Origin of the sequence: Nostocoides vanveenii, from assembly GCF_039531165.1 — a bacterium.
Lineage (GTDB): Bacteria > Actinomycetota > Actinomycetes > Actinomycetales > Dermatophilaceae > Nostocoides_A > Nostocoides_A vanveenii.
In genome coordinates this window covers 1-21,573 of the sequence record NZ_BAAAPN010000103.1, presented here as the reverse complement: position 1 = coordinate 21,573, position 21,573 = coordinate 1, and the positions used below count along the sequence as shown (strand labels likewise).

At 69.4% G+C, this 21,573-nt stretch carries 22 protein-coding genes; 9 read left to right on the top strand and 13 right to left on the bottom strand.

All coding sequences use genetic code 11. The features are described 5' to 3' along the window. Positions 1 to 2 precede the first annotated feature (2 nt). Entirely contained in the window at positions 3 to 641 is a 639-nt protein-coding gene (locus ABD209_RS17510; protein ID WP_344068725.1) for a CoA transferase subunit B, read from the top strand. Next, a complete protein-coding gene (locus ABD209_RS17505) occupies positions 638 to 1,426 on the top strand; it encodes a thioesterase family protein (RefSeq protein WP_344068721.1) in 789 nt (262 codons plus the stop codon). The genes ABD209_RS17510 and ABD209_RS17505 overlap by 4 nt, the downstream gene beginning before the upstream one ends. On the opposite strand, the gene ABD209_RS17500 is transcribed toward ABD209_RS17505, so the two are convergent. Both ABD209_RS17500 and ABD209_RS17495 read right to left on the bottom strand, forming a co-directional pair. Then, entirely contained in the window at positions 1,427 to 3,622 is a 2,196-nt protein-coding gene (locus ABD209_RS17500) for a SpoIID/LytB domain-containing protein (RefSeq protein WP_344068718.1), read from the bottom strand. Further along, positions 3,619 to 4,650 carry a glycosyltransferase family 2 protein gene (locus ABD209_RS17495; RefSeq protein ID WP_344068715.1) on the bottom strand — a complete coding sequence of 344 codons (1,032 nt, stop codon included), beginning with the start codon at positions 4,648 to 4,650 and terminating at the stop codon, positions 3,619 to 3,621. The genes ABD209_RS17500 and ABD209_RS17495 overlap by 4 nt, the downstream gene beginning before the upstream one ends. A gap of 81 nt (positions 4,651 to 4,731) precedes the next feature. Between ABD209_RS17495 and ABD209_RS17490 the strand changes: the two genes are divergently transcribed. Then, positions 4,732 to 5,985, top strand: coding sequence for an LCP family protein (locus ABD209_RS17490; RefSeq protein ID WP_344068712.1), 1,254 nt, complete (start codon positions 4,732 to 4,734; stop codon positions 5,983 to 5,985). A 4-nt stretch (positions 5,986 to 5,989) separates the two neighbouring features. Here the strand turns inward: ABD209_RS17490 and ABD209_RS17485 are convergent, their stop codons facing one another. Both ABD209_RS17485 and ABD209_RS17480 read right to left on the bottom strand, forming a co-directional pair. Further along, entirely contained in the window at positions 5,990 to 7,150 is a 1,161-nt protein-coding gene (locus ABD209_RS17485; RefSeq protein ID WP_324385705.1) for an acyl-CoA dehydrogenase family protein, read from the bottom strand. A gap of 66 nt (positions 7,151 to 7,216) precedes the next feature. Next, positions 7,217 to 8,287 carry an LLM class F420-dependent oxidoreductase gene (locus tag ABD209_RS17480; RefSeq protein ID WP_344068709.1) on the bottom strand — a complete coding sequence of 357 codons (1,071 nt, stop codon included), beginning with the start codon at positions 8,285 to 8,287 and terminating at the stop codon, positions 7,217 to 7,219. A 61-nt stretch (positions 8,288 to 8,348) separates the two neighbouring features. Here ABD209_RS17480 and ABD209_RS17475 point away from each other — a divergent pair, with 61 nt between their 5' ends. Continuing rightward, positions 8,349 to 9,536 carry a nucleotide sugar dehydrogenase gene (locus ABD209_RS17475; RefSeq protein ID WP_344068706.1) on the top strand — a complete coding sequence of 396 codons (1,188 nt, stop codon included), beginning with the start codon at positions 8,349 to 8,351 and terminating at the stop codon, positions 9,534 to 9,536. Positions 9,537 to 9,564: 28 nt separating this feature from the next. Then, positions 9,565 to 10,011: a CoA-binding protein gene (locus ABD209_RS17470; RefSeq protein WP_344068703.1), complete on the top strand. Its 447-nt coding sequence runs from the start codon at positions 9,565 to 9,567 to the stop codon at positions 10,009 to 10,011. 9 nt (positions 10,012 to 10,020) lie between these two features. On the opposite strand, the gene purE is transcribed toward ABD209_RS17470, so the two are convergent. Both purE and ABD209_RS17460 read right to left on the bottom strand, forming a co-directional pair. Then, positions 10,021 to 10,536 (bottom strand): 5-(carboxyamino)imidazole ribonucleotide mutase, encoded by a 516-nt coding sequence (gene purE, locus ABD209_RS17465; protein WP_344068700.1) that lies wholly within the window; start codon positions 10,534 to 10,536, stop codon positions 10,021 to 10,023. Beyond that, positions 10,533 to 11,702 (bottom strand): 5-(carboxyamino)imidazole ribonucleotide synthase, encoded by a 1,170-nt coding sequence (locus tag ABD209_RS17460; protein ID WP_344068697.1) that lies wholly within the window; start codon positions 11,700 to 11,702, stop codon positions 10,533 to 10,535. The genes purE and ABD209_RS17460 overlap by 4 nt, the downstream gene beginning before the upstream one ends. A gap of 48 nt (positions 11,703 to 11,750) precedes the next feature. Here ABD209_RS17460 and ABD209_RS17455 point away from each other — a divergent pair, with 48 nt between their 5' ends. Next, complete coding sequence (locus tag ABD209_RS17455; RefSeq protein ID WP_344068695.1) at positions 11,751 to 12,266, top strand: GtrA family protein; 516 nt, start codon at positions 11,751 to 11,753, stop codon at positions 12,264 to 12,266. On the opposite strand, the gene ABD209_RS17450 is transcribed toward ABD209_RS17455, so the two are convergent. Genes ABD209_RS17450 through ABD209_RS17435 form a run of 4 tightly spaced genes read right to left on the bottom strand, consistent with a single transcriptional unit; the run spans position 12,167 to position 15,752 of the window. Beyond that, entirely contained in the window at positions 12,167 to 13,210 is a 1,044-nt protein-coding gene (locus tag ABD209_RS17450; protein ID WP_344068692.1) for a sensor histidine kinase, read from the bottom strand. The two genes, ABD209_RS17455 and ABD209_RS17450, sit on opposite strands and share 100 nt — an antisense overlap. Before the next feature lie 6 nt (positions 13,211 to 13,216). Further along, positions 13,217 to 13,888, bottom strand: coding sequence for a response regulator transcription factor (locus ABD209_RS17445; protein WP_344068689.1), 672 nt, complete (start codon positions 13,886 to 13,888; stop codon positions 13,217 to 13,219). Continuing rightward, complete coding sequence (locus ABD209_RS17440; protein ID WP_344068686.1) at positions 13,885 to 14,943, bottom strand: adenylate/guanylate cyclase domain-containing protein; 1,059 nt, start codon at positions 14,941 to 14,943, stop codon at positions 13,885 to 13,887. Before ABD209_RS17440 ends, ABD209_RS17445 begins: the two co-directional genes overlap by 4 nt. A gap of 26 nt (positions 14,944 to 14,969) precedes the next feature. Next, a complete protein-coding gene (locus ABD209_RS17435) occupies positions 14,970 to 15,752 on the bottom strand; it encodes a biotin--[acetyl-CoA-carboxylase] ligase (protein WP_344068684.1) in 783 nt (260 codons plus the stop codon). A gap of 23 nt (positions 15,753 to 15,775) precedes the next feature. On the opposite strand from ABD209_RS17435, the gene ABD209_RS17430 reads away from it, so the two are divergent. The 3 genes from ABD209_RS17430 to ABD209_RS17420 are packed head-to-tail and all read left to right on the top strand — an operon-like array spanning position 15,776 to position 19,377. Further along, positions 15,776 to 17,380: an acyl-CoA carboxylase subunit beta gene (locus tag ABD209_RS17430; RefSeq protein WP_344068681.1), complete on the top strand. Its 1,605-nt coding sequence runs from the start codon at positions 15,776 to 15,778 to the stop codon at positions 17,378 to 17,380. Then, complete coding sequence (locus ABD209_RS17425) at positions 17,377 to 17,604, top strand: acyl-CoA carboxylase epsilon subunit (RefSeq protein WP_344068678.1); 228 nt, start codon at positions 17,377 to 17,379, stop codon at positions 17,602 to 17,604. Before ABD209_RS17430 ends, ABD209_RS17425 begins: the two co-directional genes overlap by 4 nt. Positions 17,605 to 17,652: 48 nt before the next feature. Further along, positions 17,653 to 19,377, top strand: coding sequence for a hypothetical protein (locus ABD209_RS17420; RefSeq protein WP_344068675.1), 1,725 nt, complete (start codon positions 17,653 to 17,655; stop codon positions 19,375 to 19,377). Positions 19,378 to 19,414: 37 nt separating this feature from the next. On the opposite strand, the gene ABD209_RS17415 is transcribed toward ABD209_RS17420, so the two are convergent. Genes ABD209_RS17415 through ABD209_RS17405 form a run of 3 tightly spaced genes read right to left on the bottom strand, consistent with a single transcriptional unit; the run spans position 19,415 to position 21,437 of the window. Further along, complete coding sequence (locus ABD209_RS17415) at positions 19,415 to 20,080, bottom strand: MOSC domain-containing protein (RefSeq protein WP_344068672.1); 666 nt, start codon at positions 20,078 to 20,080, stop codon at positions 19,415 to 19,417. 23 nt (positions 20,081 to 20,103) lie between these two features. Beyond that, positions 20,104 to 20,475, bottom strand: a complete 372-nt coding sequence (locus ABD209_RS17410; protein WP_344068670.1) for a pyridoxamine 5'-phosphate oxidase family protein — start codon at positions 20,473 to 20,475, stop codon at positions 20,104 to 20,106. Positions 20,476 to 20,483: 8 nt separating this feature from the next. Next, positions 20,484 to 21,437 (bottom strand): DinB family protein, encoded by a 954-nt coding sequence (locus ABD209_RS17405; protein ID WP_344068667.1) that lies wholly within the window; start codon positions 21,435 to 21,437, stop codon positions 20,484 to 20,486. Positions 21,438 to 21,573 lie beyond the last annotated feature (136 nt).

The following is a 21,573-nucleotide window of genomic DNA, read 5'->3' as shown; positions in this document are numbered from 1 at the left end:
CGATGGCACTGACCCGCGAAGAAATGGCGGCGCGCGCGGCCCGCGAACTCCACGACGGCGACTACGTCAACCTCGGCATCGGCCTGCCCACGCTGGTCCCGAACTACGTTCCCGACGATGTGCACATCGTGCTGCAGTCGGAGAACGGCATCCTCGGCATCGGCCCCTACCCGGTCGAGGGCGAGGAGGATGCCGACCTGATCAACGCCGGCAAGGAGACCGTCACCCTGCGCCGGGGCGCCAGCATCTTCGACTCGGCGACCAGCTTCGGGATGATCCGCGGCGGCAAGGTCGACGCGGCCATCCTCGGTGCCATGCAGGTCTCCGTCACCGGCGACATCGCCAACTGGATGATCCCCGGCAAGATGGTCAAGGGCATGGGCGGCGCGATGGACCTCGTGCACGGGGCCAAAAGGGTGATCGTGCTGATGGAGCACGTGGCCCGGGACGGCTCCCACAAGATCCTCGCCGAGTGCGCACTCCCGCTGACCGGCAAACGGGTGGTCCAGCGGATCATCACCGACCTGGCGGTCATGGACGTCACGGATGCCGGCTTGGTGCTGCGCGAGCTCGCGCCGGGCGTCAGCGTCGACGAGGTGCGCGCGGCGACCGGGCCCGAGTTGACGCTCGACCTGGAATGACCGCGCCGGAGGCGTACTACCTGCCCCTCGGCGAGGGGCGCTTCGAGTCGACCACCGCGACGCAGAGCCCGTGGGATTTCGCGGCCCAACACGGTGGCCCGCCGTCCGCCTTGTGCGTGCGCGAGATCGAGCGCCATCACGACGACCCCACTATGCGCGTCGCCCGCTTCACCGCGGACTTCCTGGCACCCATCCCCCAGGGCGTATGCCGTGTCACCACCCGCACGGTCCGCCCCGGTCGGCGGGTGGCGCTGGTCGAAGCCGAACTCACCTTCGGTGAGCGGGCAGCGGTCGTCATGCGCGCCTGGCTGATCCACCGGGAGGACGACCGGGCCGAGCCGGCCGACTGGGCGCCGCCCGCGCGCGGGCTGCCCGGCCCCCAGGAGCAGCGCTATTTCCCCGGCATGGACCCGGCGTGGGGCTACGGCCGCAGCATCGAATGGCGTTGGGCGAGCGGCGCTTTCGACATCGAGGGGCCGGCCGCGGTCTGGGCCCGGCCGCATACGGCAATCGTGGCGGGCGAGGCGCCGACCCACACGCAGCTGGTGGCGGCGGTCGCCGACTCGACCAATGGCATCAGCGCTCCGCTACATCTCGACGGTTGGCTGTTCATCCCGCCGAGCATCACCGTCACCTGCCTTCGGCCCGCCGAGGGCGAGTGGATCTACCTCGATGCGGCGACGCACGTCGCTGCCGACGGGATCGGCGTCGCGCACGCGACCATCTCGGACGCGCGCGGCTTCGTCGCCTATGCGACCCAGCCGGTGCTCATCGACCGCCGCTGATCAGGACTCGGCGGCCGCCTGCACGCTCGCGTCGTCCACATGGCTCGATCCGCCGATGACCGTCAGCGTGCCGAGCCAGTTCAGCGTCTGCAGATAGCGCGCCACGGCGCTGGGCAGATGGTCGTGGATCGCCAGCACCGTCGGCCGGCCCAGCGGCGCGCCGAGCAAGGCATCCATCAAGAAGCCGTCGTCGCCGGCGGCCAAGACCACCTTGCTCCCGGGCATCTTGGGTGCGAAGAAGCCCGCGACGGCGACCGAGACTTCATAGCGATTGGCGCCTGATAGGCGGATCGTGGTGATGCCGCGCTTCTGCAGCGTGGAGACCACCAGTCCCGACACCGATGCGGGACCGCCCACGACCTGGGTGGTCGTGGGCTTCAGCGTGTCGATCGCCGCTGCGGCAGCCGCGCCGAGGTCCGCCGCCGGCGTGAACAGGATCGGCGAGCGCGTGCCGACGGCCGGGCCACCGACGCTGACGGCGTCCGGCAGGGCGGCACCGCCGACGACGACGGCATTGGTGACCGGCTTGATCTGGCCCATCCGCAGCGCGACATTCTTCGACACCTCGTAGCGGTCCGCGCCGTCGATCCGGCTCACCGTCAATCCCCGCGCCGTCAACTGGTCGAGCACCCGCTGATCGACAGAGTTGGCGCCTCCGATGATCACGGCGTACTTCAGGGACGACACCCGGCGATTCAGCTCACCGACGGTCGGCATCGGCAAGGCGTACTGATCGGTGAGCAGCAGAGGCGCACCAAGCGTCTTCGCCAGCGGCGGCGCGGCAACGGCGTCGGGCAGCTTCGCGGGGTCGGCACTGACGAGCACCACGGTCTGCGCATCCACTGGGACACTGCGCGCGACCGCCGCCGCCAGGGCGCTCTGGTCTGCTCCCGTCACCCGTTCCACGCGGTGCCGGACCCAGGAGGAGGGCAGACCGAGCCGCGCGGCGAAGGTCGTCCCCGCCACCTTCCCGGTTGCTCCGTTGCCGGCATACGCATAAACGGTGCCGAGCGCATGGGCCTGGGTGCGCCTGCTCAGATCGAGACGGGCGACATCCGACACGCCGGCCGCCGCCGCCAGGTCGGCCCCGGAGACAGTGCGCGTCCACGACAGATAGGGATTGCCGGGTTTGGTCGACCACGGATCCGCGGCACTGATCAGATAGGGCAGCGCCGTCCCCCACGCCTCAGCGCTCGACTGCGTCCACCCGCCATTGCTCGGCGAATAGAAGGCGCGGATCACGCTGCCGGCGTATTTCGGGACCTGACCGGTCGTCGCGCTGCCACCCGAGCGCACGGCGGCCTTCCACGCGTCCCAGGTAGGGAGATTGCCGCTCGCCGGATACCCGGCGAACACCTGGTCGTCCGTGTTGTTGTAGACATGGCAGCCGCATGAGGGGCGCAGGCCGTCCTTGATCTTGCTCAGCGCATAGGCGCGCGCGGCCGCGGCTTGGGCTTGCAGCGCACCGGCCGGCCACGACCAGGGCATCTCCGCGATCCGGTCGAGATACTCATCGTGCAGTCGCACCCGCAGTCCGACCTGCACGGCCGTCCCGGTGTCCGAGGGGGTCACGGTGAGGATGCCGACGTCAAAACGGTTGGTGCCGACATTGGCCAGAGTCTTACCGTCGGCGAAGCGCATCGTGACCGTGCCGCCGCTGACTGTCTTCCGGCCGGTGCACGCGGCGCACGACGCGGTCACGGTGGACCCGGATCCGGTGAAGGTCACGCTCGTGCTGGCCCCACCGGACATGGTGACGCCCCCGGCACTGACCGTGAAGGCCCCGCCGCCGGCCGCGAGTGCCGAGGTCGTGACCGTCGAACTGGTCACGTGGTCCTGGACATTGACCACCAACGTCATCGCGTCGGCGGCCGGGCCCATCGTGGTGCCCGGATAGTAGAACTTCAGGATCTGCGCGGCCTTCCACCCGGCGTTGGCCTGGGCGAGCGCGCCGTACTGGCTCATCCCCACGCCATGCCCGGCGCCCGCTCCGGTGATCGTCCAGTTCGCGGCCGCGGCAGACCCGGCGCTGGGCGTCTGCGTCCGGTCGACTCCCCGTTGGCCGTATGCCGCACCCCCTCCCGCAGCGCTGGGCGCCGCCGTCGCCGCCGGCACCGACACGGTAGCGAGGGCGATCACAGCGGCACCGGCCGCGGCACGCAGGCCGCGGACAGCGGCATACCGGCGAGTTGTCATAACGATCCTCCAGTTCGTGGATCGGCGATCCGTCCGCGCGCCAGTTCCGGCGGCGAGGAGAGATAGCCGACTCCCCATGCCCAGTGCATAACGGCCAGCGCGACCGGCGTCAACGCGCGCGTGCGGGGATTCTCGCCGCGGGCGGCGAGGAGTCCCCCCAACGTCACAGCCCCCGCATACGCCGTCGGAACCAACCATGCCGGACGCCACACTAAACCCACAAGTCCCGCGGCGGCAGTCCCGAGCACCATGGTCGGCGGCGCGAGATAGCGCAGATTGATCGAGCCCTCGTGGTGCCGGGCGATGACATGGCGCCACCGGCCGTACTGGAAGTATTGCCTGGCCAGGGCACCGGGCGTGCTCCGCGGGCGGTAGGTGACGACCAGGTCGGGTGTGAACCAGATCCGCCCGCCGCGGGCTCGGATGCGGTGGTTCATCTCCCAGTCCTGCGCTCGCTCGTAGTGCTCGTCGAAGCCGCCGACGGCGACCAGGGCGGCCCGCCGGAAGATCCCGAGATAGACCGTTTCGGCGGGGCCGGCGGCACCACCGACGTGGAAGGCGGCATTGCCCACGCCGATCCGGCTGCGCATCGCGGCGGCGACGGCGCGCTCGAAATCGGTGCGTCCGCTGGCATGCATCACGCCGCCGACATTGTCGGCCTCCTGGGCGATCAGGGTCGAGACGCCGATGCGCAGGTAGTCGACCGGGATCTCGGCGTGTCCGTCGACCCGCGCGATGATCTCGCCGCGCGAGGCCCCGATGGCCGCGTTGAGGGCGGTCGGCGTCTTGCCGGTGGGGTTGGGGACGAGACGAATGCGCGCGTCGCGGCCCGCGAGCACGGCGGCCACCTCGTCGGTCCGGTCGCTCGATGGGCCGAGCGCGAGCACGATCTCCACCTCACCGGGGTAGTCCTGAGCCGAGATCATCGCGACCGCATCGGCCAGGTGCCGCTCCTCGTTCAGGATGGGCACGATGACCGACACGAGCGGCCATTCGGTGGGCAAATCTGCAGTCTGCGGCGTCGGCACGCCCCAAGTATCCCGGCTCGGGTCAGGTCGGGCGTTTACCCTGTCCGGCATGACCCGGCCCGTCGAGCGTTTGGTGCGCACGTGAGCGATCGCTTCGACGGACGTGACACATCGGGCGACGCGCGGGCCATTCCCCAGCGGCGCCGGACGCCGTCCGCGACTCCCCCCGCACCGCCCGTCGGCGACCGCACCCAGGCGCTGCCCACCCAGCCGCGCGACCCGTATGTCGGCTGGCACGATGACGATTTCGACGCTCCCCCCGCGTGGTCACACCGGCCGGAGCCGACGATGCCCACCGGGCCGGCAGCTCCGCCGGCCCGGCCGACCCGGCCCGAGCGGCTGGTTCCGCCACCGAGGCCGCGGGGCACCGGGCATACGGTTAGGCGGGTCGTGGCGTTGCTGCTCGTGACCGCGATCGCCTGGGTCGCGGCGACGATCTGGGCCGTCCACGGCGCCTGGTCGAGCGTTGGGCGCGTCGATGCCACCCCGGCCGGCGGCCACATCTCCGACACGGCCGGTAGCAACTACCTGATGGTGGGCTCCGACGCCCGCGCCAAGCTGACGCCGAAGCAGCGCAAGGAACTGGGCACCGGCTACGCCGAGGGGGCGCGCACCGACTCGATCATGGTGCTGCACACCGGCGGCGGCGATCCGACGCTGCTGTCGATCCCGCGCGACTCCTATGTGGAGATCCCGGGGCACGGGATGAACAAGATCAACGCCGCCTTCGCCATCGGCGGCCCGCCGCTGCTCGCTGCGACCATCGAGAAGTCGACGGGCCTGCACCTGGACGGCTATGTCGAGATCGGGTTCGCTGGCTTCGCCAACCTCGTCGACGCGGTCGGCGGGGTGCGGATGTGCCTACCGCACGCGATGAACGACGAGAAGGCGCACATCGACCTGCCGGCCGGCTGCCAGACGCTGAACGGCAAGAACGCCCTGGGCTATGTCCGGGCCCGCTACTCCGACCCCGAGGGCGACCTCGGGCGCGTCAAGCGGCAGCGGCAATTCCTCGGCGCCCTGATGGGCAAGATCGGCACGCCCTCGACGGTGATTTTCCCCTGGCGCCTGCACTCGATCGGCACGTCCGCGGGCAGCGCCGTCGCCATCGGCAGCGATGACGGGATGATCGGCACCTCGCGGGCGTTCCTCGGGCTGCGCGCGGTCGCCGGGGGCAAGGGCAACTCCGTGACGGTGCCGGTCTCCAACCCCGGCCTGCCGACTGCGGCCGGGCTTGCCGTCGAGTGGGACGCCGCCGGCGCCGAGCGCCTGTTCAGCGCCCTGCGAGGTGACGACGCGATTCCGGCCGAACTGCTGCCGACCAAGGCCCCTTGACGCGTCAGCGCAACAACTGGCGGGCCATGACGATCCGCTGGATCTGATTGGTGCCCTCGTAGATCTGGGTGATCTTGGCGTCGCGCATCATCCGCTCGACCGGGAAGTCTTTGACATAGCCGGCGCCACCGAGCAGCTGCACGGCGTCGGTGGTGACCTTCATCGCGACATCCGAGGCGAAGCACTTTGCCGCGGCCCCGAAGAAGGACAGGTCCCGGTCATGCCGCTCCGACTTGGCCGCGGCCACATAGACCAGTTGCCGCGCCGCCTCGAGCTCCATGGCCATGTCCGCGAGCATGAACTGCAGGCCCTGGAACTCGGCGATGGCCTTGCCGAACTGCTTGCGCTCCTTGACATAGGCCAGCGCCACGTCCAGGGCCCCCTGCGCCACTCCGACGGCCTGGGCGCCGATGGTGATCCGGGTGTGGTCGAGCGTCTTCAACGCGACCTTGAGCCCCTCACCGCGCGCACCGACCATCCGGTCCTCGGGGATGGTGCAGTTGTCGAAGAGCAACTCGCGCGTCGGGCTGCCCTTGATCCCGAGCTTGCGCTCCTTCTCTCCGAAACCGAATCCGGGGTCGGACTTCTCGACGACGAAGGCGGTGACATTCGCCCCGCGGCGACCACCGGGGTCTGTGACGGCCATGACCGTATAGAGCTCTGCCACACCGGCATTGGTGATCCACGCCTTGCCACCGTTGAGAGTGAAGGTGCCGTCGCCGTTGTCGCGGGCCTGGCAGGTCATGCCGGCCGTGTCGCTGCCGGCCTCGCGCTCGGACAGGCCGTAGGCGAACCCCTCACCCGCCGCGAGCCTGGGCAGGTAACGCTTCTTGACCTCCTCGCTCGCCGCGATCATCAGCGGCATCGAGCCGAGCTTGTTCACCGCCGGGATCAGCGACGCCGAGACATCGGCTCGCGCGACCTCCTCGATGACGATGCAGGTGGCGAGCGCGTCGGCGCCCACGCCGTCATACTCCTCGGGCACGTGCGGCGCGAAGAACTCGGACGCCACGAGCGCGTCGTGCGCCTCCTGCGGGTAGCGCGCCTGCTCGTCGACGTCCGCGGCATACGGAGCGATCTTGTCGGTCGCAATGTCGCGGATCGCGTCCCGGATCGCCTCGTGGTCCTCGGAAAGCCGGTAGGTGTCGAAGTCAGGGTTGGTCATATCGCCAGGCTAGACCGCGGCGCCGAGACCAGCCGCCGCGAGGTGACCGCGGTCATACCAGGCGTGTCAGTCGCGGCCGGGCAGGTGCCAGCGCCGGTGGTGCGGCTGCTCGGGCGAGGCGTCCGAGAGCGCCGGGATCACCTGCTGCTCGAAGAGCTCGACCCCGGAGAGGTCGTAGGCCGCCTCGGCGAAGTAGCAGATGGCATACGCCATGCCCAGGCCTTCCAAGGCGACCAGGCGCTCGGCGATCTGCTCGGGCGTCCCGACGGCGGGGCCGTTCTTGATGCCGGGCAGCTGGGCCTGCAGGATCTGGTCGGGCACGCCGGATCGCTTGTAGTGGTCGACCAGCCAGGCGAGGCGGTCGTCGATCTCCTTCTGGTTTGCGCCGATGACAACGTTGTAGTTGGCCGTGCGGGTGATGGACCCGAAGTCGCGGCCGATGTCGCGGCAGTGCCCCGCCAAGATCGCCGACTTGGCCGCGAACCCCTCGAGCGAGCCGTCGAAGTTGGTGTAGTCGGCATACTCGGCCGCGATGCGCAGCGTCTTCTTCTCCCCGCCACCGGCGATCCACATCGGTATGCCGTTGCTCGCCGATCCGGGGGCGCTCGTGCCCTGCAGGGGGCGCGGCCAGACCTGTGCCCCATCAACCTGGTAGTGCTCGCCGGCAAGCGTGGCCGAGCCCGTGGTCCATGCCTGGCGGAAGACCTCGACGCCCTCGCGCAGCCGGCCCAGTCGCTCGCCCGCACTGGGGAAGCCGTATCCATAGGCGCGCCACTCGTGTTCGTACCAGCCCGCGCCGATGCCCATCTCGACCCGCCCCTCGGAGATCACATCGACCGTCGCCGCGACCTTGGCGAGATAGGCGGGGTCGCGGTAGCTCATGCACGTGCACATCTGCCCGAGCCGCACCCGCCCGGTCACCGCGGCAAAGGCGGACATCAGCGTCCAGGCCTCGTGCGTCGCGTCCTGGCTCGGCATCGGGACGGTGTGGAAGTGGTCGTAGACCCAGATCGACTCCCACTCGGCCTGGGCGTCGGCGCGCCGCGCCAGGCCGGCCATCACGCCCCAGTGCTGGTCGGGGTCGATGCCGGCGAGGTCCATGCGCCAGCCCTGCGGGATGAACATTCCGAATCGCATGCCCGCAACGCTACCCGCGCGTGAACTCAGCCCGGCCCACCGCCGCTTAGACTCCCCAATCGTGTCCACCCCCGCCGCACCCGCCACCATCGCCGTCGTCGGCACCTCGTATGTCGGTCTCTCGCTGGCGATGCTGCTCGCCCGGCAGAACCGCGTCTTCGCCCACGACATCGATGCCCGCAAGATCGCGATGCTGCAAGCGGGCGAGAGCCCGATCAGCGACCCGGACATCGAGCGCTTCCTGAATCAGGAGCGCCTCGACATCACCTATACGGTCAGCCCGGACGAGGCGTATGCCGAGGCCGAGTTCGTCATCATCGCGACGCCCACGAACTACGACGAGGTGACGAACTACTTCGACACCCGCTCGGTCGAGTCAGTGATCCGGGACGTCATGCGCATCAACCCGGACGCCGTCATGGTCATCAAGTCGACGATCCCGGTGGGGTTCACCGCGGGTGTGCGGCGGCGGCTGGGCACCGAGAATGTCATCTTCTCCCCCGAGTTCCTGCGCGAGGGCCGGGCCCTGCATGACAACCTGCACCCCTCGAGGATCGTCGTCGGCGAGGTCAGCGATCGTGGCCGTCGGTTCGCGGATCTGTTGGCCGCGGCAAGCGAGGACGACGACACACCGGTCCTGCTGACCGGATCGACCGAGGCCGAGGCGATCAAGCTGTTCGCCAACACCTATCTGGCGATGCGCGTCGCCTACTTCAATGAGCTCGACACCTTCGCCTCCACGCACGGCCTCGACACCCGCCAGATCATCGAGGGTGTCGGGCTGGACCCGCGGATCGGCAGCCACTACAACAACCCGTCCTTCGGCTATGGCGGCTACTGCCTGCCGAAGGACACGAAGCAATTGCTGGCGAACTATCAGGACGTGCCCCAGACGATGATCAGCGCCATCGTTGATGCCAACACCACCCGCAAGGACTATGTCGCAGCCGACATCGTCTCGCGCCGCCCGCGCGTTGTGGGCGTCTACCGGTTGATCATGAAGGCCGGCTCGGACAACTTCCGCTCCTCCTCGGTGCAGGGCATCATGAAGCGGATCAAGGCCAAGGGGATCTCGGTGATCGTCTACGAGCCCGAGCTGGAGGATGCGTCCTTCTACGGCTCCGAGGTGGTGCACGACTTCGCCGAGTTCAAGGCCCGCAGCGATGTGATCGTCGCCAACCGCCGTGCCCCCGAACTCGCCGATGTGGCCGACAAGGTCTACACCCGCGACCTCTTCGGCTCGGACTGACCGGGCGCTTTGCTGCCATAGTGAACCGATGACACTGACTCATCTGAACGACCCGGACCTGATCGACGACCTGCTCATCGATCCTGGCATCTGGGTTATCGTCGGCCTCTCCGACAACCGCGAGCGGGACGCCTGGCGGATCGCCCGCTATCTGAAGTACGAGCTCGACAAGGGCATCATCCCGGTCCACCCCAAGGCCGAGACGGTCCACGGCGAGCCGGGCTACGCGAGCATCTCCGACATCCCCGACGGCGTGGACGTCAAGGTCGTCGACTGCTTCGTCAACTCCCAGCATGTCGGAGCGATCGTCGACGAGGTCATCGCCAACAAGGACCGCCTCTCGATCGACGCCATCTGGATGCAGTTGGGCGTCAAGGACGCCGCGGCCGCCGACCGTGCGCGCCGCGCCGGCCTCGACGTCGTCATGGACACCTGCCCCAAGATCGAGAACAAGCGCCTCATGCCCGGGCGCTGACGCTCGGCGTCAGCCGCCCGCCCGTCCCCGCAGCGCCGCCCCCTTGGCGTATGCCGTGTCCCGCATCCCCGCCTGAAAACTCACCACGGCCGCCCGCACCCGGGCCGCCTCCTCGCCCTCCCCGCACCCGAGGATGCGGGCCGCGAGCAGCCCGGCATTGCGGGCTCCGCCGATCGAGACCGTCGCGACCGGCACGCCGGCCGGCATCTGCACGATCGAGAGCAGCGAGTCCATCCCGTCCAGGTAGGTCAGCGGCACCGGCACCCCGATCACCGGCAGCGGCGTGACCGACGCGAGCATCCCGGGCAGGTGCGCCGCCCCGCCCGCGCCCGCGATCACGACCCGCAATCCCCGGGCGGCAGCCTCGCGGCCATACGTGATCATGTCCTCGGGCATCCGGTGGGCAGAGACGACATCGGCCTCAAAGGCGATTCCGAACTCCTGCAAGGCAATTGCCGCTTGCTCCATCACGGGCCAGTCACTATCGCTGCCCATGACGAGGCCCACGAGCGGGGATTCGGTCATTCGGTGATCACTCCCGAGAGATAGTCCGCGGCGTGCCGGGCACGCTCGCTCAGTTGCGCCCGGTCGGCGCCGACGACATTGACATGGCCGATCTTGCGTCCGGGCCGAACACCCTTGCCGTACATATGCATTCGCAGCCCGGGATCCCGCGCGAGCAGGTGGCGGTAGGCCGGATAGAGCTGCGGATAGTCGCCCCCCAGCACATTGGCCATTACCGTCACCGGCGCGAGCGGCGTCGGCGCACCGAGCGGCAGATCGAGCACCGCACGCAAATGCTGCTCGAACTGCCCGGTCACGGCGCCGTCCATGCTCCAGTGGCCGCTGTTGTGCGGGCGCATCGCGAGTTCGTTGACGACGAAGCCGCCGTCGAGGGTCTGGAAGATCTCCACCGCGAGCACCCCCGTCACGGCCAGTTCTCCGGCCAGGCGCAGCCCGGCGAGGGTCGCTTCGGCTGCGAGTTCGTCAGCGAGACCCTCGGCCGGAGCCTGCACCTCGACGCAGATGCCGTCTTGCTGGATCGTTTCGACGACCGGCCACGCTGCCGCCTGCCCCGAAGGCGAGCGCGCGATGAGGACGGCCAGTTCGCGCACGAAGTCGACGCGCTCCTCCAGCAGGACCGGTCCACGCTCGAGCCACTCCGCGACGTCTGCCGGGCCGTCGATCACCAGCACGCCCTTGCCGTCGTATCCGCCGGTGGGCACTTTGGCGATGACCGGCCACCCGACCTCCGCCCCGAAGGCGGCGACGTCTTCGGCGGACTGCGCCGCCTGCCACCGCGGGCACGGTATGCCGAGTTCCCCCAGCCGCGCACGCATCGCGAGTTTGTCCTGGGCGTAGACGAGCGCGGCGGGCGACGGATGCATCGGTATGCCGGCGTCGGCCAGTGCCGCCAGCACCGGGGCCGGAACGTGCTCGTGGTCGAAGGTGATGACATCGCACTCCCGGGCGAAGGCGAGCACCGTCGCCGGGTCGCGGTAGTCCCCGACCGGGGCCCAGCGCACCGCTTGGGCGGCGGAGCCGTCCGCTTCTTCGGCGAGCACCGCGAGCGTGATGCCGAGTTCGATGGCCGGGCCAGCGCACATACGGGCAAGTTGACCGCCGCCGATGATGCCGACGACCGGGAAGCCCCCCGGGGCGCGCAGCGGCGTCGAAGGGGTCGCGTCCACCCCGTGAGAATACCCGTGGTCCCCAGCAGCCGCGGTTACGCTTTGGCAGTGTCCACGACCTCCAGCCCACTCGCCTGGGCCCGCGGCACCATCGACACCCTGTGGCGCGAGGTCGTGAAGTTCGGCATCATCGGTGCGCTCGCCTTCGTCATCGACGTCGGCCTGATGAATGTCCTGCGCCACACGGTGCTGGAGGACAAACCGACCACGGCCAAGGTCGTCTCGGCGAGCGTCGCCACGGTCTTCTCGTGGCTCGGCAACCGGCAGTGGACTTTCCGTCATCGCCGCAACCGGTCGGCACCGCACGAGTTCACCCTCTTCGTGGTGACCAATGTCGCCGCGCTGGTGATCGGGGCGGGCGCGATCGCCTTCTCGCACTACGGCCTCGGCCTGACGACGCTGATCGCCGACAATATCGCCAACGTCTTCGGCATCGGCTTGGGCACCCTTTTCCGGTTCTGGGCCTACCGCAGGTTCGTCTTCGCCAAAGAACTCGAGGACGCCTCGGACAAGAACAACCCGAACAACGCCGTGTCCGCGCGGAGCAACTCCAACCGGCCGTAGTTGTTCTCGGCCAGGTCGCGGGCGAGGGCGAGCCCCAGGCCGGTCCCGGAGCTCGAGACCGACCGCTCGAAGATGTGGGCGGCGATCTCTGGAGCCACCCCGGCGCCGTCGTCGCTCACTTCGACGACCACGGTCGGGCCCGACCGGCGGGCGTGCACCGAGACCGTGCCCCGGCCGTGGGCCAGCGAATTCTCGATGAGCGTCGAGAGGATCTGCGAGAGCGCCGGTCTCGGGATGAGTACCTGCAGGCCCCGCTCCCCATGGACCCGCATGCTGCGGCGCGCCCCGCTCAGGGCCGGTTGCCACTCGCGTTGGAGGGCGGCGATCACCGAGTCGAGGGAGACGGCCGAGGTCTCGGCCGGGCGCCGCTTGGCGCGGCCCATGAGGTCGTCAACGACTCCTGCCAGGCGCTCCACCTGCGCGATCGCCGTCTCGGCCTCCTCACGCACGACGACGGGATCGTCGGTCGCCCCGATCTCCTCCAGCCGCAGCAGCAGGGCTGCCAGCGGCGTGCGCAACTGATGGCTGGCGTCGGCGGCGAAGTCCCGCTCGGCACTGAGCGCCCGGCTCATGTCCATCGAACTGGCCGCGAGGACCTCGCTGATCTTGTCGATCTCGCGGATCCCGGTTGCGAGGGGCGTGGTCGACTCTTGGCCGGCCCCGAGCCGCTCGGCCTGGCCGGCCAGGGCGGTCAGCGGCGCGGTCAACTGGGCGGCCTGGCGCCGGGCGACGATCATGCCGATCGCCCCGGCCAGCAGGGCAAGCACCGCGAAGACGCCGAGGGCGACCAGCGCCAGCCCGGCCCCGCTGAGCGAGTTGCCCACGATCCGGTCGGACGGGGCGCGCGCGGCGAAGAGGACCACACTCCCGAACACCGGCACCATGACGATGACCAGGCAGGTCGCGACCACCAACATGGTCGATCGCAGGACGAGCGCACGCATCCGCCGTCAGCCGCCGCCCAGGTCCAAACGGAAGCCCACACCGCGGACCGTGGAGATGTAGCGGGGGCCGGCGGCGTCATCGCCGAGCTTGCGACGCAACACCGAGATGTGCATATCGAGCGTCTTGGTCGAGCCATACCAGTCGGTGTCCCAGACCTCGTGCATCAACTGCTCACGAGAGACGACCTTGCCGGCCTCGCGGTAGAGCACGCTGAGCAGGGCGAACTCCTTGCCCGTCAAGAGCAGCTCGCTGCCGTGGAAGAACGCGCGCCGGGCCTCGGTGTCGATGTGGAGAACGGCGGCCGGCTCGGGATCACTCGCCCCGCGCCGCAGCAGCGCGCGTGCCCGTGCCAGGAGCTCGGCGAGCCGGAAGGGCTTGGTCACATAATCGTCCGCGCCGGCATCGAGCCCGACGACCGTGTCGACCTCGTCGGCGCGCGCGGTCAGGATCAGGACCGGAACCTGCGCACCCGAGGCGCGCAACTGCCGGCATACCTCCAGGCCGTCCAGGGTCGGCAGGCCGAGGTCGAGGACGACGAGATCGACCCCGCGCAGCGCCTCTTCAAGCGCCTCCTGACCGTCGCCGCGGACCTCGACCTCGTAGCCCTCCCGACGCAGCGCGCGCGCTAGCGGCTCGGCGATCGCGATGTCGTCCTCGGCGAGGAGCACCCGGGTCATGGTGTCATCGTATGAGGAAGGGCCGTCAGCGCTCTTCGCTCGCCATGACTGCGGGTCACCTCGCGCGGCGTCACCGCCCCGATCCCGCGCAGGTGCCGCCGCCGCTGGGTGCGCAAGGAGAAGCCGGACAACTCCGCCAGCCGCGCCGACAACTGCTCGTCGGCGAGCACCCGGCCGGACCCGGCGACCGCGGTCAGCCGGGACGCGCGGTTGACCGTCGTGCCGAAGACGTCACCGATCCGCGAGAGCACGGGGCCGTATGCCAGCCCCACCCGCACGGCGGGGAGCATCTCCTCCTCCCCCATCGTGTCCACCAGATCGAGCGCAATCGCTGTGCCGGCCAACGGATCCCGCGAGACGAAGAGCACTTCGTCGCCCACCGTCTTGATCACCCGGCCACCGTGCGCGGTGACGATGTCCGAGGCCAGCCGCTCGAAACGCTGCACCATCACGGCCAGCTCCCGTTCGCTGGCCCGGCGCACGACCGACGTGAAGTTGACCAAGTCGGCGAAGCCGACGACCCGCCGCGGCCCGGCGCCCGCGTCCGTGGGGTCGGCGTCGCTGACCATCCTGGTCACGGCGCCGAAGAGGTGACGCCGCCAGGCATAGGTGAGCAGCTGCTCCATCCGGTCGGCAGCCTGGGCCAGCCGCAGAGCCACCTCGCGGGCGGAGTCGAGGTCGACGTGCGAGTCGGGCGCGTCGTCGCCGGGGGCGAGCGACTCGGCGACAAGCTGGGTCTGCCAGACCGAGAGCCGGTCGGCCGTGCGGGCGACAGCGCGCGTCATGCCCAGGGCGAGCTGCTCATCCACCAGGCCCTCGGTCACCAGGTCGCGCAGTTGGTCGATCGCCTGCAGGTCAGCCGCGGTGACCGCGCGATCGGCGGGGTCGGCGGGGAAGCCGAGAGCGTGCCAGAAGGCGGCGACGGTCGGCAGTGGCACGGCCGGTGCTCCGTTGAGTGCGGTTGCCGCCGCGGTCAGTTCAGGCGCGGCCGGTGGGCCGAGGAGTTGGTCACGGACGCCCTGGAGGAACTCCAGGATCTCGGCGTCGTGGTCCATTGCTCTCCCTGCAGGCGATGATGCGTCTACTCTCCCACGCGCACGTGACGCACGTCACCCGCAGCCAATGCGCTTGCCCGTCCATCGGCGTCGCGCACGAGCAGGCGCCCGTCGTCGTCGACACCGCTCGCGCGGGCACGCACGAGCGCGCCACCGCCACGGTCGATCTCGACGTCCGCGCCGATGGTGGTGCAGGCCGCGCGATACTCCGCCTGCGCAGACCGGAGGCGGTCGCCGCGGGCGAGCAGAACGGCATACGCCTCGCAGAGGGCGATCAGGTAGGCCGTGAGCACGGCCCCACGGTCGAGTTCGCCAGGCGCGCGACCAGTGACAAGGGCGAGCGAGGTTGCCGTCGGCACGGGGAGTTCGTCTCGCTGATGGTCGACGTTCAGGCCGGTCCCGATGACGACACCCGCCGGCGTCACCTCGCACAGGATGCCGGCGAGCTTGCGGCCGGTGGCGGGATCGAGCAGGTCGTTGGGCCACTTGAGGTCGGCCCGTACGTCCACGCTCGCGGCGATCGCCCGGCGCAGTGCGAGGCCGGTGAGCAGCGGGAGCCAGCCCACGGCATACGGCGGGGTGGGCACGAGGACCGAGACGGCGAGACCCGCGCGGGGCGTCTCGCTCCAGGTGCGGCCGAGGCGTCCGCGGCCGCCGGTCTGGTAGTCGGCCACGACCGCGACCCAGGGCTCACGCTGATCCTGGGCGAGGGCATTGGTCGAGGTGACCTCGTCGTGGACATCGACGCGCGTGATCGACGTCTCCTTGATGCGGGCCTGGATTAGGACGGGATCGAGCGGGGGGCGCATGACGGCAAGGCTAGGCTCGGCGCATGGCCGATGACGTCGCTGGGCAGGAGTTGGACATCCACACCACGGCCGGCAAGCTGGCCGACCTCAAGCGACGCGTCGCCGAGGTCGCCAATGCCGGTTCCACGCGGGCGGTGGAAAAGCAACACGCCAAAGGCAAGATGACCGCGCGCGAGCGGATCGCGCTGCTGCTCGACGAGGGCACCTTCATCGAGATGGACAAGTACGCGCGCCACCGCAGCAACCAGTTCGGTCAGGAAAAGCATCGACCCTATGGCGATGGTGTGGTCACCGGCTACGGCCAGGTCGACGGGCGCACGGTGGCTGTGTTCGCACAAGACTTCACCGTCTTCGGCGGGTCGCTGGGTGAGGTCTTCGGCGAGAAGATCGTCAAGGTCATGGATTTCGCCATGAAAGTCGGCTGTCCGGTCGTCGGGCTGAACGACTCCGGTGGCGCGCGCATTCAAGAAGGTGTCGTCTCGCTCGGCCTCTATGGCGAGATCTTCCTGCGCAATGTGCATGCGTCGGGCGTGATCCCGCAGATTTCGCTGATCATGGGGCCGTGCGCTGGCGGGGCGGTGTATTCGCCGGCGATCACGGACTTCACGGTCATGGTCGACCGGACCTCGCACATGTTCATCACCGGCCCCGATGTGATCAAGACGGTCACCGGCGAGGAAGTGGCCTTCGAGGACCTCGGTGGGGCGCGCACGCACAACACCAAGTCGGGCAATGCGCACTACATGGGAACCGACGAGACCGACGCCATCGACTATGTCAAGGCGTTGTTGTCCTATCTGCCCTCGAACAATCTCGAGGAGCCGCCCGCCTTCGACGTGGAGAACGATCTCGACCCGACCGACGAGGACCGCGAGCTCGACACGCTCATCCCGGACTCGGCGAATCAGCCCTATGACATGAAGATCGTCATCGAGCACGTCGTCGACGACGGCGAGTTCCTCGAGGTCCAGCCCCTGTTCGCGCCCAACATCTTGATCGGCTTCGGCCGGATCGACGGGCGCAGCGTGGGCATCGTCGCCAACCAGCCGATGCAGTTCGCCGGCACGCTCGACATCGACGCCTCCGAGAAAGCGGCGCGTTTTGTGCGAACGTGCGATGCCTTCAATGTGCCGGTGCTCACCTTTGTCGATGTGCCGGGGTTCCTGCCCGGGACCGACCAGGAGTGGAATGGCATCATTCGGCGCGGCGCTAAACTCATCTATGCGTATGCCGAGGCCACCGTTCCCAAGGTCACCGTCATCACGCGCAAGGCGTATGGCGGCGCCTATGACGTCATGGGCTCCAAGCACCTCGGCGCCGATATCAACTTGGCCTGGCCGACCGGGCAGATCGCGGTGATGGGCGCGCAGGGCGCGGTGAACATTCTGTATCGCAAGGAGTTGGCCGACGTCGCCGCGCAGGGCGGAGATATGGTGGCCGCCCGCCAGGGCTTTGTGACCGAATACGAGGACACGCTGGCCAATCCCTATATCGCGGCGGAGCGGGGCTATATCGACACGGTGATCTCGCCCTCGAACACCCGGATGAATGTCACCCGGGCGTTGCGAGCGCTGCGCACCAAGCGGCAGACCCTGCCGCCCAAGAAGCACGGGAACATTCCGCTGTGAGCGCCGAGTCGCAAGGCCCTCCGCCCCGCGTCGTGCGCGTGGTCGCGGGCAACCCGACGCCCGAGGAGGTGGCGGTGCTCGTTGCAGTGCTGGCCGCTGCCGGCGAGGACGACGTGGCGCAGTCGCGGGGACCGGCGCGCGAGTGGGCGAGCCCGGCGCGCGCCGTGCGGGCGCCGATGCGCGCCGGCCGGGGTGCCTGGTCGCACTCCGCGTGGCCGCAGTGAGTGCTGGGGCACGCGGCATACGTGCGGCCAGCGTGATCGGATGACGCCGTGAGCAAACGTGGACACGGCAGCAACCGGCGCACGCCGAACCGATCGGCGACCCGCGGCCGGCCCCCGGTACGCACGCATACCGCGATGCGGCCGGAAGACCAGGAACTCATCCAGGGCATCCGCACGGCCATGCGAGCCGAGCCGCTCGCGCTGGCCGACCTGATGTCCAGTGTGCTCGATGCCCTGGACCCGAACTCGGTCACCCCCGGACTCGTGGACAAGCCCACGCTCACCCAACTCGTCGAAAGCTTCAGCGACGTGCCGCTGGCCGAGACCACGGCCGCGCTGATGGTGATCGCCACCTTGACTAGCGATGAACTCCTCGCCGCGCGGATTCGCCGCGAGATCGACGGCCGCCGGCATCCGATGCCCCTGGGCGTCTCGGGACTGGACGACCTGCGCATTGTCAGCGCATGGGCGATGGCTATCCCGGGTGATGTCGGCGACGATCTGATCCTCGGCTTGAGCGCCCCCGGGGTCCCGGACTCCTCCCTGCTCGTCTATATCGACCACCGCTTCGGCACGCTGGTCAAGGATGCCTTCCTGATCGATGAGAGCGTCCCGCAGGTCGTGGCCAACTTGTCCGAGATCGCCTTGCGCGATGGCCACCGGGCCAACTTCGTCGAGGTGAGTCTCGCGGACGCGCGCGCGCAGGTCGAGCCGGCCATCGCGGCATACGGAAATATCGATCACGGGATGCCGCCCGGCGACACCTGGCCGGGCCTGCGGCCGCTGCTGTCGCACCTGGTCAGGCTGCTTCCCGAGGGCGGCACACCCCTGCCTCCGCGCGATCCGGCCGACTTCGATGAGCTCGAGGAGCTGGAAGAGGACGCCTCGGACCTGGCGCACGACTTCCTCAGCGGGCCGTTCGGGGCACCGGTCCTGGGGGACGACCCCGCCGATCACGATCTGGCGCACGTGCTGGCGATGTTCGCGCTCGACATGCTGGGCGATGAGCTCTTGTGGACACCGGAGATCATCGAGACCCTCATGACGTCAGCGCTCCCCACGATCTTGGCGCGGGAGTTGTATGAGCGCGCTCCGGCCGTCTTGCGCGCCTTCGTCTCCTACTGCCACGACGTGGACGGGTGCGATCAGAGCGACACAGCCGCGGCACTCGTCGCGGTCGATCGGTGGGAGGCGCGCTACCACGAGCTCCGCGATGATCCGGAGATCGTGCGCGCCCGGATCGAGGCGTTGACGCAGGAGTGGCGTCAGTTGCACCGGGAAGCCCTGCTCACCCGACTCAGCCCGGACCTTGTTGCGGGCCTCAATGCCGATCCGCTGCCGGACGAGCCGCTCGACCTCAGCGGCGTGGCGTCCGACATCGCCACGCGGGTGCAGGGGATCGCGAGCCTGGCCGACGTGGCGGCGATGGACCTGTATGACGTGGAGATGCGCACCGCGTGCCGACGCCTGATTGCCCAGGTGGCGTTGGCAGACCCGGCGATCTTCCGCCGTCAGTCCAGGGACGCCATGACGGCCGCAGCATTCTTGTGGATCGTCGCGAAGGCGAATGACGCGCTGACGGATGACGGCAACCCGACGGTCGCGGAGCTGATGGCCGCCTTCGAGTTGACCGGCAGCCCATCCCAGCGGGCGATGGTGCTGCTGAAGGCGATCGGGCAGGAGCAGCCCGCGGCCTACGGGTTGCGTTTGAACGACCCGGCCCTGCTCACCGCGCGGTTGCGCTCCTCCTGGTTGGACATCCTGAACCCGTAGCCACCCCAAGCCCACGAGGCAGCTGGTGGGCGTCCGTTCAGGGCGATCGCTCGGCGGCGCGCAGCCGGCGGGTGAAGAAGGTCCGGTCTGCGTCGTCGAGTTCGACGAGGGCCAGCACCCGACGGATCAGTTCGGTGTCGCCCTGCCAGGCCCGGAAGACGTCGGGCACCGTCAGCGCGTGGTCGGGCACATACGAGACTGTGACCGCGTCGCCGCTTCGGATCTCGCCGCCCTCGATGACCGCGAGATAGGCGCCGGTGCGGCCGCGCTTCGCGAACCGCTTGACCCAGCCCTTCTCGCGCATGCGGGAAGCAAAGGTCACGCACGGAACGCGGGGGCCGGTGACTTTCAGCACGGCGGTGCCCACGTTCCAGACCTCGCCGACGATCGAGGCGTCCACATCGAGGCCGGACGTCGTGAGGTTCTCGCCGAACATCCCGTCCGGCAACTCGCGACCGAGGTGCCCGGCCCACCAGTCCAGTTCCTCGCGGGCGACGGCGTACACGGCCTGTTGGTCGCCGCCGTGGTGGCGCCGGTCGCCGAGGAAGTCACCGACGACTCCGCTGCCCAGTCCCCCGAGTTTCGGGCCCGGTGCCCGGACCTCGATGACTGGGGCGGGAAGTTTGGCGATCCCGCTGGGCAGGCCCTTTGGGCCGCCCGGCACCGGGAGGCCGATGTTGACCGATTGCACGCGACCCGACACGCGCCAAGACTACGGGCGGTCGATCAGAGCGGGGTGCAGTCGTTGGCGCAGCCGGTCACGGTGTCGGGGGCGGGCGGCCCGTCCGCGTGCCGCGCCGGGCGGTGCAGGACGGCCGTATGCGGTGTGAACCGAATCTCCGCCTCCGGTGCGTCGGCGGTGGCCACGCCGTCGACGAGCAGCGTATAGCCCTTGGGCGCCGGCGGCGGGAAGAGCAGCGTCGCCCTCGGGTTGCCCGCCAGGTTGGCCGCGCTGCCCTTGCTCGGTTGCAGGATCAGGACGCCGTCGGTGACGGCGGGTTCGGCCGAGACCGCCTTGACCCGCCCGTCCGCGCGGGTGGTGAGCAGGTAGGCCGCCGAGTAGTCCGCGACCACCGCGGCCAGACGATCGATGTCCACGGGGATACTCATCGGTTCGTCGCCCGGACGCGGTTGTTGCGGGGGTTGTGCTCCCGCTCGACGAGGCCGAGTTTCTCCAGTAGCGGCGGGAGATACATGCCGAACCGTGCGCGGTAGCCCTTGCGCAGGCCGTACCACCCGCCGACGGGGTTGCCCTCGTCGCGGCCCCAGGCCTCGACCGTGGCCGGCTTGGCGGGCTTCTGCTCGTCGGCGGCGCCGAGGTCGACCCAATCGCCTTGCGCCCGAAGCCAGTTCGCGAGATCGTCGATTGCGCTCAGGTGGTAGCGAAGCGTGGTCGAGCCGACTTGGCACACCAGCGCTGGCGGGTCCGCCTCTTCGTCGCGCCACATGGCGTATGCCGATGTCCCCGGCGCCGTGGTCAGCTGCCAGGGGTCTTCGCGGGTGCCGCTGCCACTCATGTGATCATGATGGCCCAAAGATCGCGCAGCACCACGATCTCGGCGCCGTGGTGGCTGACCTCGCGGTTGATGTGCAACACCAGCCATCGATAGGGCGGCCCGTTGGCCCTCGGCGGGACCACAGGGCTCGGCGAGGGCTGCGGCATCGAGGCGCCGCATGCCAGCCAGCCAAACGGCATACGCCGAATCCAGTTGAGCGAGAGCGTCGTCCGCGGTGGCGGCATAGGCGAAGTCGTCGTAGGAGGGTGGGCCGCCGAAGTGCGAGGCGTTCCGCATGCCCAGGCAGCCGACGACGATGTGCGCCAGCCGCCAGGCGATCGTCGTGACCGACGGCGGATCGGGGTGCGGGAACGTGAAGTCGACGGTCATCGGCCCGGTCCCGGGTTGCGGCGCAGTCGCCTCCGAAACGCGCGGCCGGACGTTCCACGCATGGGCGACGGGCTCCCAGAAGTACTCCGCGTCCGTCAGCCCGGCCAGTCGCGGTCGCAGTTGGTTGGTCCAGTGCCAATCGAGTCGCTGGACAAGCTCCTCGGTCACGTCCATCTCTCCACCCTTTGCACGGCCGCGGGGCCATACCGGCTCTTCCGATTTGAGGGTGTAGCCGGTTGTCGGCGTGGGGGCGTGTCGGTGTCGGGTTGATGGGTCGAGGTCTTCCGATGATGGGAGTTACGACTCTGCC